12 protein-coding genes are annotated in these 14,292 nt (G+C 42.5%); 6 read left to right on the top strand and 6 right to left on the bottom strand.

Annotated elements, in window-relative coordinates; translation table 11 throughout:
- Nucleotides 1–432: 432 nt before the first annotated feature.
- The 5 genes from FLL45_RS12690 to FLL45_RS12670 all read right to left on the bottom strand — a co-directional run bounded on the left by FLL45_RS12690 (nt 433) and on the right by FLL45_RS12670 (nt 6,043).
- Nucleotides 433–2,328 (bottom strand): putative bifunctional diguanylate cyclase/phosphodiesterase, encoded by a 1,896-nt coding sequence (locus tag FLL45_RS12690; protein WP_142942429.1) that lies wholly within the window; start codon nt 2,326–2,328, stop codon nt 433–435.
- Complete coding sequence (locus FLL45_RS12685; RefSeq protein ID WP_142942428.1) at nt 2,321–3,460, bottom strand: FIST signal transduction protein; 1,140 nt, start codon at nt 3,458–3,460, stop codon at nt 2,321–2,323. The genes FLL45_RS12690 and FLL45_RS12685 overlap by 8 nt, the downstream gene beginning before the upstream one ends.
- Nucleotides 3,461–3,576: 116 nt before the next feature.
- Nucleotides 3,577–3,984, bottom strand: coding sequence for a DUF423 domain-containing protein (locus FLL45_RS12680; RefSeq protein ID WP_142942427.1), 408 nt, complete (start codon nt 3,982–3,984; stop codon nt 3,577–3,579).
- An 87-nt stretch (nt 3,985–4,071) separates the two neighbouring features.
- The gene (gene hldE / locus FLL45_RS12675; protein ID WP_142942426.1) at nt 4,072–5,508 is read right to left on the bottom strand and encodes a bifunctional D-glycero-beta-D-manno-heptose-7-phosphate kinase/D-glycero-beta-D-manno-heptose 1-phosphate adenylyltransferase HldE; all 1,437 of its coding nucleotides are present in this window, start codon (nt 5,506–5,508) and stop codon (nt 4,072–4,074) included.
- Nucleotides 5,509–5,596: 88 nt separating this feature from the next.
- The gene (locus FLL45_RS12670) at nt 5,597–6,043 is read right to left on the bottom strand and encodes a hypothetical protein (protein WP_142942425.1); all 447 of its coding nucleotides are present in this window, start codon (nt 6,041–6,043) and stop codon (nt 5,597–5,599) included.
- Nucleotides 6,044–6,258: 215 nt separating this feature from the next.
- Between FLL45_RS12670 and FLL45_RS12665 the strand changes: the two genes are divergently transcribed.
- The gene (locus FLL45_RS12665) at nt 6,259–8,754 is read left to right on the top strand and encodes a DUF748 domain-containing protein (protein WP_142942424.1); all 2,496 of its coding nucleotides are present in this window, start codon (nt 6,259–6,261) and stop codon (nt 8,752–8,754) included.
- On the opposite strand, the gene FLL45_RS23115 is transcribed toward FLL45_RS12665, so the two are convergent.
- A complete protein-coding gene (locus FLL45_RS23115) occupies nt 8,751–9,263 on the bottom strand; it encodes a pilus assembly FimT family protein (protein WP_142942423.1) in 513 nt (170 codons plus the stop codon). The genes FLL45_RS12665 and FLL45_RS23115 overlap by 4 nt on opposite strands.
- A 553-nt stretch (nt 9,264–9,816) precedes the next feature.
- Here FLL45_RS23115 and hisG point away from each other — a divergent pair.
- Genes hisG through hisF form a run of 5 tightly spaced genes read left to right on the top strand, consistent with a single transcriptional unit; the run spans nt 9,817 to nt 14,289 of the window.
- The gene (gene hisG / locus FLL45_RS12655) at nt 9,817–10,665 is read left to right on the top strand and encodes an ATP phosphoribosyltransferase (RefSeq protein WP_142942422.1); all 849 of its coding nucleotides are present in this window, start codon (nt 9,817–9,819) and stop codon (nt 10,663–10,665) included.
- 17 nt (nt 10,666–10,682) lie between these two features.
- Entirely contained in the window at nt 10,683–12,341 is a 1,659-nt protein-coding gene (locus FLL45_RS12650) for an aminotransferase class I/II-fold pyridoxal phosphate-dependent enzyme (protein WP_142942421.1), read from the top strand.
- Nucleotides 12,326–12,916: an imidazoleglycerol-phosphate dehydratase HisB gene (hisB, locus tag FLL45_RS12645; RefSeq protein ID WP_142942420.1), complete on the top strand. Its 591-nt coding sequence runs from the start codon at nt 12,326–12,328 to the stop codon at nt 12,914–12,916. The genes FLL45_RS12650 and hisB overlap by 16 nt, the downstream gene beginning before the upstream one ends.
- Nucleotides 12,917–12,923: 7 nt before the next feature.
- Entirely contained in the window at nt 12,924–13,526 is a 603-nt protein-coding gene (gene hisH, locus FLL45_RS12640) for an imidazole glycerol phosphate synthase subunit HisH (protein ID WP_142942419.1), read from the top strand.
- Nucleotides 13,516–14,289 carry an imidazole glycerol phosphate synthase subunit HisF gene (gene hisF, locus FLL45_RS12635; RefSeq protein WP_246075826.1) on the top strand — a complete coding sequence of 258 codons (774 nt, stop codon included), beginning with the start codon at nt 13,516–13,518 and terminating at the stop codon, nt 14,287–14,289. Before hisH ends, hisF begins: the two co-directional genes overlap by 11 nt.
- The last annotated feature ends 3 nt before the right edge of the window (nt 14,290–14,292 follow it).

The following is a 14,292-nucleotide window of genomic DNA, read 5'->3' as shown; positions in this document are numbered from 1 at the left end:
TACTAATAAACCAATATCTTTACCGAGAAAGCGTCATAAACCCAGCCGATTTACAGACATTACCTACAACCGCGTGAGAGATATCTCACAAAGAGAAAATTTAACCGCTAGGCAAATTACTGCTTTCTAATCAAACAGACTTAATAGACATTTTTATGTTCGCGTTATTTTTAAATTGGTCAATCGCCGCCATATCAATAATTTTATTTGTTCAGCTGATCTTTACGGTATTTTAGGAGAGTGATTCCAACAAAAATAAAAAGAAATGCGATTAAGCCAGAGTGGAAGCCAAAGAGCTCATAAAATAGCGGTACTATGTACAACACCACACCTAGCGCCAGCAACATCCAACCCGCTATGAGGCTTAACTTATTTTTGTACTCAGGCATAAGGAACTTGTAATTAAACGCTGTGATACTAGCGAGTATACTTTTATTCGGGTTTAAATAAAATGCGTTCAATCTCTTGAGCAGGCATTGGCTTGTAAAAATAAAACCCTTGTATAAATTCACAACCCAGTTCGGTCAGAAAATCGACTGTGGGTTTATCTTCCGCGCCTTCAGCGACTAACTGTAATTTGAGTCCATGGCCGAGCAAAACAATTGCGTTAACGATCGATTGTTTATTCTTATCTTCAAGAACATTGTTAATGAATGAGCGATCAATTTTTAAAATATCAATCGGTAACTTTTGTAAATATTTTAAAGAGGAATAACCAGTACCAAAATCATCGATGGCCACCGTGATACCTAACTCTCTAATCTGATTGAGGACAGCGGTGACATTCTCGAGATTTTCCATCAATATCGATTCAGTTATTTCGACCTCGAGGTATTGACCGCTTATATTATATTGAGAAAGAAGGCGTTCGATATGTTCGACTAAATTCCCCTCTGCAATTTGTTGTGCGGACAAATTGACCGATATACAAAAATCACCTGCACCGAGCTGACGCCATTTAACAATAGTCTCGCAAACCTTTTCAAGCACCATTAAGCCGACATCAGAAATTAAGCCCGCTCGCTCAGCAACGGGGACAAAGTCAGCCGGAGAGATCGCAGAACCTGTGACTGGAAACCATCTTAATAACGCTTCCATTCGTTTGATCGTTTGACCTTGAGTCTCAACTTGTGGTTGATAAAAAACCGTTAATTCTTGATTGGCAATCGCCTGCCTTAATTTATTCTCTAGCTCTAACTGAAAATGAGCGAGCCGTTCCAATGGGCTATCAAAAAACTCATAGTTACTACGACCTTGTTCCTTCGCATGATACATTGCCATATCCGCTTTTCGAATAAGCTCCTGGGGTTCAGTGTCATCACGAGGATACATACTCACGCCGATACTCGCCGAAATATGGAAATGTTTATCCATAATCTCGTAAGGCTGAGAAACCGAGTCAATGATCCTACGAGAAGTTTTCGCAGCAATACGGGAACTTTTCACACTATCCAACAAAACAACAAACTCATCGCCACCAAAACGCGCTAAAGTGTCATGTTCTCGCAAACAATCACGAATTCTTTGAGCCACTTCCTTAAGTAACTCATCGCCAACTTGATGACCTTCAGTGTCATTGACCTTTTTAAAATGATCAAGATCGATGAACAACAATGCGATCATTTCGTTTTTTCGCTCACTTAATGCAATCGAATGATTAATACGATCGAGTAACAACACTCTATTTGGGAGTCCCGTTAAACTATCGTGAAATGCCTGATATTGAACAAGCGCTTCATTCTCTTTTATTTGAGTCACGTTTCTGAAACACCAAACTCGACCGACTAGCTCTTCACCACTAAACTGAGGAGTTGAGTGATATTCAAAAAGCCTATCATTCGAAAATTCAATCACACCAAACAGGTTGTTTTTAGGAAAAGATTTTAGGCGCCTTAATTCATGTAAGAACTTACTCGGATCAGCTAATATTTTACGAAACATATAAGCGATATGCCCCTTGCTATATTCGCCGCCGGATTCTTTCAGTTTTAGAATTTCTCTTGCTGTTTGATTGTAACGAACCAGTCTTCCTTTTCTATCAAATGCAAATATTGCCTCACCAGTAGCGTCAAAAATTCCATCTAAGACTGCAGCTGATTCAGCAAGCTGTTGATGAGTTTCTTCAAGCTGTTGAAACTTTTGTTTTAATTCCAGATTTCTTAGATTCAGCTCTTCTGAAACTAACTCGAGGGAGCGCTCTAGCAATTGTTGCTCATAATCATAATCTTTATAAGCATCACTAATCGCATTGACTAGAGGCTGCAAATCCGCAGGAATCTCTTTAACGGGGTAATTACGTTTTAACTGTCTGAGCAGCAGCTTATGCATCAATGACTTCGCTTAAAGTGGTGATTGTCATTGTTTGGTTGTGCAACCGACATTGAGTGCCGTTGAGCAAAGGAGAAATTTCGCCGTAAGAGTAGAAACCACTCAACGGGCAGTCTTCAGAAAGCACATCTTCAACAGATTCTAGCTCTTCAAATACGCGCTGACCAAGAACCAACCTTCGCCCTACGCAAGAAATTAATAATGCAAAGCTGACATGATCCGATTGAATACTCGTCACTGCCCCTTCTGCAGCTCCATTGGCACCATCCACTAAACTATCGAAGCTGGCTTTCATAAGCTTGCAAGTTGCACCTTGCGGAATATCTCCCGCAAAAACCATGCTCTTATCGTCTTCATTAATCGACAGTATAGTCCGCACAACGGCTTCATCGTCTCCAGGCAATTTTAAACTCAACGGAAAGCGAAGTGCCGATGACGGCAGTTGATCGGAGAATTCTCCCAAATATTTTTTGTAGAGATCGAGTGCCGGTTGTTCATCAAGTTCGAAGAGGACATTACCTTCGGAGCGAGTAACAAAACGATTAGGACCGAAGGAACTCCAGCCGCCCAAAGTACCATGTCCTACTTTGAGTGAATCACCATAAAAACCACACAAAACGATTTCACCGGGCGCCACTGTTTCGTTATGCCAAACGACTGTTTCTTGAAATTTTTCCGCATCACCCGCCATGCCACCCGTAATTAAGGTTTTTTCCGGTAAGCCCTGAGATATACCAGCTACTAATTCTGTTCCGTTAACCAATTGTCCGTCACTGATTACCAATGCATAGCGAAGACCGTCTTTGAGTAAGCCATTAGCAAGCGTAATCCCTGCATCAAAACTTCGTTGAAACTCTCGAACATTGGCACTGATTACTTCAACTTTAGTTTGCTCAAACTCAATTGCACTTACAACTAGAGAATCATCATAAACCTCGGTACCAAGGATCTCGCCACTCGTGGTACAACCGATAATATCCGCCCGAGGGAAAGCTTTACGAAGTGTTTCGCTATCCGTTTGCTTACGATAGGCATGACGACAACCAAAAACGAGTAATAGCTGTGCTGAATTAGATTGAGGGAGTGTTGGAAACCATTCTCCATCGTGAAAATGAAACTGCTTAACATTCACAATCGTATCTCTCGCGTTATTAAATCGACTTTACAACACTAAGAATAGTACAAATTGTCCCTAAGACCAGAGAAATAAGCCCTGTGAAAGGCCCAGAAAAGTATGGTGTTTGAGTGCTAAGCTTTTAGAATTGAAATCATCATCAGCAGCCAGCCGATAATCAATCCGAGGCCTCCGATAGGCGTAATCATCCCCAACCACTTGATTGAGGTAACTGCCAATAAGTATAAACTACCGCTGAATAAGAGGATGCCAACTATAAAACTCAGCGCAGTAAGCTTTAAGAGTTTTATAGCACCAAGGGGTAAATTGGCCTTTTGTAGTATTAGCCCGCAGCAACAAAGCGCAAGCGCATGATACATTTGATAACGCGCGGCGGTTTCAAAGATACCGATTGAGTAACTACTTAATGCGCCTTTTAAACTATGTGCGGCAAATGCCCCAATAATAACTGACAACAGGCCGAAAACAGTGCCTGCGACTAACACCCATCGATTAGTTAAACTCAATTCGTGCGAGGACATTTTATTTTTTCTTCGTTATCCAGAACTCTAAAAATACGCCGTTAATACAAAAACTGAACTTGCATTTCAGGAGAGGTTTTCAGTAACTTATTTTGACTCGCTCGCTTGGTTGATAAACTCAATAATGTTGCTCGTCGATACACCATCCACAAATGGTAAAACTTCAACCTCACCACCGTTTTCCATAACCGCTTGAGCGCCGGCAATCTGTTCTCGCGTGTAATCACCACCCTTGACTAAGACATCTGGCATAATCGATTCAATTAATCGTGCCGGGGTATCCTCACTAAACGAGACAACCCAATCGACTGAGCCCAATGCAGCCAGCACCGACATCCGCCTATCAACAGAATTAACAGGTCTTCCTTCACCCTTGAGGCGCTTGACAGAATCATCATCATTAACGGCAACGATGAGTCTTGCTCCAAGCGCTTTAGCTTGCCTTAAATAAGTTACATGGCCCGTGTGTAAAAGGTCAAAACATCCATTGGTCATGATGACTTTTTCACCATGAGCCTTAGCTTCCTCTACCACGACTTTAAGCTGTTGCTGACTCATTACCCCCGTTCCAGATTCTCCACGGGTTAATAATTTGCGGCGAATTTCATGAGCGCTAACCGTTGCAGTACCCAACTTAACAACAACAATTCCGGCAGCGATATTTGCCAGTGCGACCGCCTCTTCAAGCGGGCTTCCTGCTGCCAATGCGCTGGCCAGAGCGGCAATAACGGTGTCACCCGCACCAGTGACATCAAAAACCTCACTGGCTAAAGAGGGCAAATGAAATTCCGGATAGTCCTTGCGAATCAGAGTCATTCCCTGCTCGCCGCGAGTTATCAGTAGCGCTTGCCATTGGTACTTCTCGAGCAACTCTGTCCCTTTTTGAACTAGCGTTTTTTCATCTTCGCAATGACCAACAACCGCTTCAAACTCATTCAAGTTTGGCGTGACGATGGTAGCGCCATGATAACGAGAAAAGTCGGTCCCTTTGGGGTCAACGAGGACAGGAATTTGTTTTTTCTGCGCATAAGCAATCAGTGACTGAGCGTTTTCCAAAGTGCCTTTTGCATAGTCGGATAAAACCAGCGCACCGCAGCCGTCAATATGGCGTGCTAATTTAGTTGTGATTTGTTGAGTACCACGACCTTTGAAGTGTTCCTCAAAATCGAGACGAATTAATTGTTGCTGCCTTGAGATAACCCGTAACTTGGTGATAGTCGGTACGTCTGCAACTCGCTCAAAATCACATTCAATATTGGCGGCTTCTAACCGCGTTTGCAGGCTACTCGCCGCTTCGTCGTCTCCGGTAATACCAATGAGCTTCGCTTGACTCCCTAAGCTGGCAATATTCAAAGCAACATTACCTGCGCCGCCGGGACGCTCCTCGATATGGCCCACATTCACCACCTGAACAGGCGCTTCAGGCGATATTCTGGAAGAACCACCGTGCCAGTAGCGATCGAGCATTAAATCGCCTATCACTAAAATTCGAGCATTTGTAAAATTAGGAAGATTAATTTTCATCCAAGAAGCAATTACCATTTTTCTGTGTCGCGAATAATACCATAGATTCACTGCAAAACCTGTGCAGCACTTGTAAAGACTCGTTAAATCATGCAATTGAGATGGACAGTTTCGATTCGTCAACCTCTACAACCATTTTGTCGTGAACTTGGATTCCCGGAATAAATGGTGCAATAACTTCTATTAACGAACGAGAATGCAAATGGGCTGGTTTTGTTTTCGGATCTGGGTAATAAATATGGCCAGAATGAGCCTTTTTTAGATGAATTAGTCGACATTCTACAAACAAGAAATTCTCAGAAACCCCTTGATACCATTTGACTTGCGGAAAAAAGTAATCGGGTTCTCGGATTTCAAAGGCATACGGGCTAATGTCCAAATTCAGTGTCGCAGCATAATAATCGCTCAAATCCAGACCAAGTTGCTTAAAATAAGGTATCTGAAGTTCGATTGAGCCACTAGGATAAGGAGAATCATCTGCTAGACCTGAGGCAATCTGATATCCAGAGACTAATCTTGCCTCTATTTCTCTCATGGTTTCTGCTCTCCCCTGTGCCTGAATGCGCCATTAAAACCTTGAACCGCGGTTTTAAGTGAGGTTCTATCACTTTTAACATCAGCGAGTTGGTGGCTTTGTTGTTTCTAAAACCGCCAGCGACAAACTGCTTTAATCTGCTATATGATTTATGTAGACTACATTCCCACAGTTTAGGGATTTATCAGCAGTTTCGCAGTTTACAGATAAAAATTATGAGTCAAGGAAGTCCTAAGAAACCTCTCGCCAAAGTGCTTAAAACAATCATTAGCTGGCTATTTAGTTTGTTGTTTTTAGTCTACCTGTTTATTTGGATTTTTAGTCCACCACTGGCTAGATGGCAAATCAATAAAAACTTAGCACCGCTAAATGTCCAATTAAGCGACGATACCTCGATTCGTCTCAATCCGTTTCTATTAAAACTCTCTATTTGGGAACTACAAGTTTTAACTGCAACAGAGAGAGAAGTTGTCGCCTCAATTGGTCATGCTGAAATCGATGTTGATGGTTTTGCCTTATTTTCTAACCAAATCGAGATTCAACAGTTTTTATTAGCACAAGTTTCAGTCGAAACATCAATTAATGAACAGCACATCAAAATTGCTGGGGTCACCTTGGTAGATTCTTCGTCCGAACCACCCCGAACCGGCCACCAAGCTGAGTCGCCCAAACCAGACAATGCCCCCCCGACGGCTCAAGCCCCCGAGAAAAACAGCTGGAATATAAAAAGCCAAGCGGTCAATTTAGACGCGTTCGATTTCAATCTTACCTATCATGGAAAGCCACATCGTTTTTCTGTGAATCAGCTCGTTATTAGTAACATCTTGGTATCTGAAGATTTACAGCAAGCCGAAATTGACCTTGAAGCTGCAATCGACGGTTCACCACTGAACCTCACAAGTCTCCTCAAATTGAGCAAAGATTCACGTGAAATAGAGAGCCAGTTTTCGATAGAGAGCCTCGACTTATCGAAATATGCTTACCTTGCTGACAACCGTTCAACAATTTCTTCGGGAGAATTATCGGTATCATTGAGAAACAGACTGGTGATGGATAAGTCACATACCTCAATTGCCTTAGAAGATCTTAATCTACAATTAGATAGTTTGGTGGGTGACTCAAACAACGTACAAATGAGTTTGCAAAAACTCACTCAATCTATCAAAAACGCTACCATCAATATGGTCGACTCCAACCTGACAATCGAGTCTACATCATTGAATACTCAGCTGGAACAGTTAGCCGTTGCTCCAGCAAACAGTCCGGATAAAATTACTGAAATTGAAAAAATTGCCCTCAACAATGGGAACTTTCGATTCAATAACGAGCAAGAGATAAAAGCCAATCTAGCTGACTTGATTATTTCGAATGCTACTATTTCTCAATTTGCTCCCCGTGAAAACAGCCAAGCACTTCCGAGTTTGGCGAAATTTGCTTCACTTAACATAAGCGGCATCGAAGTTTCTGAAAACCAGCTTGTCGTCAATGCTATCGTTTTTGACGAGTTAACCGCTGAAGTCGTCCTCGACAAAAATAAACAGCTAGCGAACTTAGTACTCCCTGAGAGAAGCGGGCCTGCCGAAGAAGAGCAGCAAGCGTCTGATAAACCCGCCAATCCACAAGAAGATGATGAAACTTTAAATGAACCCGCAGCAGGAGAACCGAAGAGTAACGCTTACGCCGTACAGCTCAACCACTTTAAAATTAATGAAAACAGTCGGCTCTCATTTGCCGATCAGAGTGTTCTGCCTAACTTTACCCAAGCGCTCGAATTAAAAAAAGTGACACTCGAAAATATTAATACCCAAGATTTTACTGCGATTACTAACTTCGACATTCTTGTAAAAACCGATGAGTTTGCTGAAACTCGCTTTAATGGCAACCTATTACCATTTAGTGAAAAACTTAATTTAAGCTTGAAAGGCGAAGTGAAAGAGTTTTCCCTCCCTAAGGTTTCCCCCTATCTAAAAGGAGCGATGGGCTTTGAAATGCTCAGCGGCCAATTTGATACTGAGATCGATTTAAGCGTCGTCGATGATGAGATAAAAGGTAAAACACTGTTAAAGTTGCGTGGAATCGAACTCTCTAGTGCCGATGAGCAATCCGCAGAATCAGACAACCAACAGAGCACCACCGGAGCAATGCCACTCAATAGCGCATTGGGAATGCTTAAAGATGACAACGGTAATGTTGAGTTAGAAGTACCGCTTTCTGGCAATGTTAGCGACCCCAATTTTGGGGTCAGTAACTTTATCGCGTTGGTCAGCAAAAAAGCGATAATGGCGGCGGCGCAATCTTATCTCATGGAAACTTTTATCCCTTATGCCAACGTCCTATCCGTAGTGATGGCTGCCGGTGATTACATGCTCAAAGTCAGTATAGAACCTTTGAATTATCAACCGAATCAATTGGTATTGCTGCCTGAGCAAATGGACTATATGAACCAGCTTGTTCAACTCATGAAAGACCAACCGGAATCACAACTCAAAGTTTGCAGCATTGCCAGTGTCAATGATATGCCAGGGGTTACCATTAACCTTGCCGACCCAACTCAAACGAATCAACTTAATCAGATTAGTGAAGAAAGAGCGCAGGCATTTAAACGATGGATGGTCGAACAAGGCGGGGTTGAATCAGCCAGACTGCTGTTGTGTCAGCCACAATTTGATAAAGACCCGAAAAGCGTGCCGCGGATAGAATTTGAGCTTTAGCAGTCAACCGTCACCGGAGTAACGGTGCAATTGGGGTTACCAAACGAATCGTATATCACGTAACACCCCTGATTGGTCGGTGCGGAAAACCCAGGTATATCGTAACCAACTAACGTATACCGATTATTTTGTTGACTGGTTAGTCCTGCCGATACACTCAAATCGACATAGTCGAGCATAATCAAGCGGTCGGCTAGCTCTGCAACACTTTCAGGGCAAAGGTTACGCCAATCGACCTCAGCGCTACCAATGTTGGTTGTGACTACATAATTGGCTTGACCGGCTCCGGGGTTAGCGCCAACCGGGGAGAGTCCTTGCGTCAATGCTTTAGCCCTGACAATTGTTGCGGTGGTTTTCATGGTTCCTGCAATACTGTTGATCACAGAAACTCTGGCGGAAGACTTAAGATCGACAAAACGAGTCACAGCAAATGTCGCAATAATGCCCAAAATAGCAATCACCACTATCAGCTCAATCAGCGTAAACCCTTTAAAATATGCGTCGCGCAAAGTCTCTTCCTAAATCTCACTTAACTTGCATTACCATACGATATTCGATGACTGCCCCCTGCCAAAAACGACTCCAACATGGCTACGGGCAAAATCACCATCGTAAAAGCCAGCAAAAGAAATCAGCAATATTTACTTAATATTCAGCAAGATACCGCTTAAACCTATATCTTATTCTAGATAATAAAATGTGTCCATCATTGCAAAGCGTTGGCCTATTAACAGGCATCTAACTTTTATCTAACAAGTCGCAAGCTAATCAACCTTAAAACAGTGTATATAACCAATGGTTATTTGCCTAATTTTGCCGCATCTGAAATTATCGCACCCATGGACACGATAAATTTAGTCACTGCACAATTCCATCATCACCATCATCATTTCTGATGACGGTGCTTTTGCGTATGCGTAACTAAATACAAAAGATTTCGAAAGCCCCGTTTACACCGTAACCGGGGCTTTTTTTATGTCTACGGTTAAGGTGTTAAAAAACGGTGAAACTAGACTGAACCGATTTACGTATTAACATTTAAACTTAACTGAGACTAAAACAATGACTTTAAAACTTGTACTTCCTAAAGGCCGAATTAACACCAAAGTCCTCAAGCTTTTATCAGATTGTGGCATTGATTTAATCGGCGACGAGCGTAACTACCGTCCCAAGGTCTATGGTTTCGACCTGGAAGTTAAACTCCTCAAAAGCCAAAATATCCCTTCATTGGTAGAAATCGGTCAACACGACATTGGATTTGCTGGGCTTGACTGGATAAAAGAACGTCGTAGCGAAGTCGTCGTCCTTAAAGATCTTGGCTTTGACCCGGTTAAGATTGTCACGTGTATTCCAGAAACCTGGGACTTTAATGAAATGAAGTCTCGCAAGCTGATAGTTGCTTCGGAATATAAGAATGTTGCAACCGATTACCTGAATAATCTCGGCATCGATTATCAACTACTTCGCTCATATGGTGCGACTGAAGTTTTCCCACCTGAAGATGCCGACATGATTATCGATAACACATCAACCGGTACCACGATTCGTGCAAACCGCTTAAAAATTGTCGATGTGGTGATGGAAAGCTCAACTCAATTTGTCGCTAACGCTAAAGCTCTTGAAGATCCCAAAAAACGTCAAGAAATCGAGGACTTATTAACCTTAATGCAAGCGGTTATGAATGGTCGAGATCGCGTGTTACTAGAAATGAATTGTGGTACCGATCAAATTAACTCCATTGTCGACTTACTGCCTGCGATGCGCTACCCAACAGTTTCTCCGCTCTACCAAGATAAAGGATTTGCGGTAAAAGCGGCCATTCAAAAAAGTGAAATTCGAAACTTGATTCCTAAATTAATCGAAGCTGGTGCGACAGATATTCTGGAAACACCAATCCGCAAAGCGCTTTAATTAAAGGACAAGACCTCATGACTAAAACGCTTAAGTTGGATTTTAATGAACGCAGTGATGCCACGAGTCCATTAGCCAATAATGATATTTACGGCAGAGACTTATGGCTCTATCCCGACCGTAGCAAACTTGAAAAACAGCTTGCAGATCTTAACGGCTTGCAAGCAAATCAAGTTTTATGCACTAATGGCGGCGATGAGGGCATCATGATTTTGATGCGCTTGATAAAAGAAACCGGAAAATTAATCTTACCATTACCTGCTTTCTCGCAGTACACATGGGGAGTTGAGAGTTGGCAGCTCGATTCGCAATTGATTGCACCCCAAGACGACTTATCAATTGACATCAATGCAACCCTTGAAGCCATTAAACAAAATTCATCATCAATCACCATCATCACTCGCCCCAATAACCCGACAGGAGAAATGATCAGTTTAGCCAATGTTGAAACGATTCTAAAAACCGCAAAAGAAAGTGGTGGCTGGGTATTCTTAGATGAAGCTTATATCGAGTTTAGCAGCGGCTTTTTTGATAAACCCAGTGAATCAATCGAGCTCCTTAATCGATACAATAATTTGGTTATCTTAAGAACATTCTCCAAAGCTTTTGGACTGGCAGGTATTCGTCTTGGATATTTACTTGGGAGCGAAAACTTGATCAAAGGTTTTGTCGATCGTTGCATGCCTTTCAATGTACCTCAGCCTAGTTTGACTGTTGCAGAAACCGCGTTGGCAGAGTCGAACCGAGAAGAAGTTAAACAATATTGTAAGACGATTCAACAAAACCGCGATACGCTATCTCGCTGGCTCAATGATCTCGGTATCGAAGTATTGCCCAGTGAAGCGAACTTTGTCGCAATACGTTTACCAGCTCAACAAGCTCTCGCGACAAAATCTTTTCTCGCAAAAAATGGCGTTTTAGTCCGATCGTTCACTGATGAACTTATGCAGAATTGTTTGCGTATTACCATTCCGTATGAGCTTGAAAGGTTACAGAGCTTATTAAACCAAGCGCTTGCGCCAAAGCTTATTTGTCTCGATATGGACGGTGTTTTAGTTGATACTTCTGGTAGCTACGAAGCAACAATAATTGCGACCGTTGCATTGCTATCCGACATTAAGGTTACCAGTGAAGACATCGAGTCGCTCAAAAATGCAGGGGGCTACAATAATGACTGGATTGTTACTCAAAAATTATTAAGCGATCGGGGTTTTGACTTTACTTTAGACGCGGTAACCGACGCATTCCAGAAAATCTATTTAGGTGAAAACAATGATGGACTGGTTGCTAATGAAACGCCAATGATTGATGCTCAATTAGTCAGTCAAATTAACCGCAAATCTGAAACCCGTTTTGCAATTGTGACTGGCCGCCCCAGATTTGAAGCGAATGCAGGGACGAAATTAGTCGGATTTGAAGATGTCGATATTGTTAGTCTTGATGATGTTACAGAAGCAAAACCCTCCCCAGAAGGAATAGAAAAATTACAAAGCAAATACTCAAATTTCAGCTGGATGTGCGGCGACAATCCCGACGATATGCAAGCCGCCAACGCCTCGAATTCACTCGCCATCGGTATTGGCAGTCAAAACGCCGCAACACTTTATCAAGCCGGTGCCGATGTTGTACTCAATAATATCAATGAACTGGAGGATTGGTTATGTCCGATTCGGTAATAAAAACAATAGTCGTGAATCGCCAAACTAAAGAGACCGATATTAAATTAGCTCTCAATATTCAAGGTTCACAAAAAATCAGCATTAATACAGGTATTCGATTTCTCGATCATATGTTAGAGCAACTTGCCTCTCATGGTCGATGGGATTTATCTATTGAAGTCAATGGCGATACTGATGTGGATGACCATCACACGGTAGAAGATATCGCAATTTGCTTGGGTGACGCCCTTCAGCAAAGCTGGCGAGCCTTAGCCTCGATGCAACGCTACGGACAAAGACTGCTGCCAATGGACGAAGCATTAATCATGTGTGCGGTGGATTTATCTGGCCGAGGAATCTACGTCGGCGAGCTAACATTTACTCGAGAAAATCTTGGCTCAATCAGTACCGAAATGTTCGAACATTTTTTTAATACCTTAGCGACTAATGCGGCAATCACTTTGCACATTAAACCGATGTACTTCCGCAACAACCATCACTTAGCTGAAGGATGCTTTAAAGCTGTAGCCTATGCGCTGCGTGAAGCTTTATCGCCAGCGAGTGGAGAAAATACAACTAAGGGAATGCTGTAGGCTAGTTATGAAGAAAGTACTCATTATTGACACTAAAGCCGGTAACCTTTTTAGTTTGCAGGCAGCTATAGAGCGCTTGGGATTTCTCTCAACCATTGAAGAGACCCCTTCGAACGAGCAATACGATGCAATTGTCATCCCAGGACAGGGTCGCTTTGGTACCGTGATGAAAAATATCATTGCTAATGGTTGGGATGAGTATCTCAACGACGCACGTAAAACCAACCTGCCCATTTTTGGTATTTGCGTTGGTATGCAAATCTTTTTTGAAGCCAGTGATGAAGATCCGGGCATTGCCGGGTTAGCTTGGTTCAAAGGGCAAGCTCAGGCGCTCGACTTTCCAAAAAAGCCAATGGTTGGATGGGCTAATCTGACGAGCAATGTATGGCCCAATGCTAAAGTTTATTTTGTCAATAGTTATGCTGTTAAGGCGTCGGAATATTCAATTGCAAATACAACTTACGGCGAGCAATTTTGCGCAGCTGTTAAAAATGGCAACTTTATTGGTGTTCAGTTTCACCCAGAGAAATCTAGTCAACAAGGTAGTGAGATTATTGCAATGGCTTTGAATCAGTCGCTGAAGGAAGGAGTTACCGACGATGCAGTTTAATGATCCGAAAAATGATTTAATGCCTCGTATCATTGTTTGTCTTGATGTGGATAAAGGTCGGGTTGTAAAAGGTACCAACTTCAAACAGCTACGTGATATGGGTGATCCAATCGAGCTTGCACTTGCTTATGAAGCCCAAGGGGCTGATGAGTTAGTTTTTCTCGATATTTCTGCCAGTAATGAAAGACGCCCAACCGCACTAAAACTAGTTACCGATATTGCTAAGAATTTGTCGATCCCTTTTACTGTTGGTGGCGGTTTAAAAAAACTTGATGACGTTAAGGCATTTCTTGATGCCGGCGCAGACAAAGTTGCGCTCAATACCACAGCAATATTAAAACCGGAAATCATTAATCAGACGGCTGTCGCTTATGGTAGCCAATGTGTTGTCGTCGCAATTGATGTTGATAAACAAGGCGATGATCTCGGTGTTTACATTAACGGTGGCAGAGATAGAGTTGAAAATCAGTTTTTTAGTTGGACTAAAGAAGTTGCAGAGCGAGGCGCAGGAGAAATTCTTTTAACCGCTATGCATAAAGATGGCACAGGTTCTGGCTTTGATACTCAGCTCACGAATCAAGTCAGTGAGCAAGTCCCTGTCCAAGTAATCGCTTCTGGTGGCGCAAAGAACGAGCAGCATTTTTACGATGCATTCAAAAATGGTGCAGATGCTTGCTTGGCCGCAGGGATGTTCCATTCTGGCGAATATACTGTTGGCCAGGTAAAACAATATCTAAGCAACAAGGGTTTGAAAGTGCGCTAGTGA

Origin of the sequence: Aliikangiella marina (assembly GCF_007004765.1) — a bacterium.
GTDB lineage: Bacteria > Pseudomonadota > Gammaproteobacteria > Enterobacterales > Kangiellaceae > Aliikangiella > Aliikangiella marina.
Note: the sequence above shows the minus strand (reverse complement) of the source record. Positions and strands in the feature narration are given on the sequence as shown.

Bases quoted from the DNA above. Each gene is read 5' to 3' on its own strand.
- FLL45_RS12650 (WP_142942421.1), top strand. From the start codon at position 10,683: ATGACTAAAACGCTTAAGTTGGATTTTAATGAACGCAGTGATGCCACG.
- FLL45_RS12680 (WP_142942427.1), bottom strand. From the start codon at position 3,984: ATGTCCTCGCACGAATTGAGTTTAACTAATCGATGGGTGTTAGTCGCA.
- FLL45_RS12670 (WP_142942425.1), bottom strand. From the start codon at position 6,043: ATGAGAGAAATAGAGGCAAGATTAGTCTCTGGATATCAGATTGCCTCA.
- hisG (WP_142942422.1), top strand. From the start codon at position 9,817: ATGACTTTAAAACTTGTACTTCCTAAAGGCCGAATTAACACCAAAGTC.
- hldE (WP_142942426.1), bottom strand. From the start codon at position 5,508: ATGAAAATTAATCTTCCTAATTTTACAAATGCTCGAATTTTAGTGATA.
- hisF (WP_246075826.1), top strand. From the start codon at position 13,516: ATGCAGTTTAATGATCCGAAAAATGATTTAATGCCTCGTATCATTGTT.
- hisB (WP_142942420.1), top strand. From the start codon at position 12,326: ATGTCCGATTCGGTAATAAAAACAATAGTCGTGAATCGCCAAACTAAA.
- FLL45_RS12665 (WP_142942424.1), top strand. From the start codon at position 6,259: ATGAGTCAAGGAAGTCCTAAGAAACCTCTCGCCAAAGTGCTTAAAACA.
- hisH (WP_142942419.1), top strand. From the start codon at position 12,924: ATGAAGAAAGTACTCATTATTGACACTAAAGCCGGTAACCTTTTTAGT.
- FLL45_RS12690 (WP_142942429.1), bottom strand. From the start codon at position 2,328: ATGCATAAGCTGCTGCTCAGACAGTTAAAACGTAATTACCCCGTTAAA.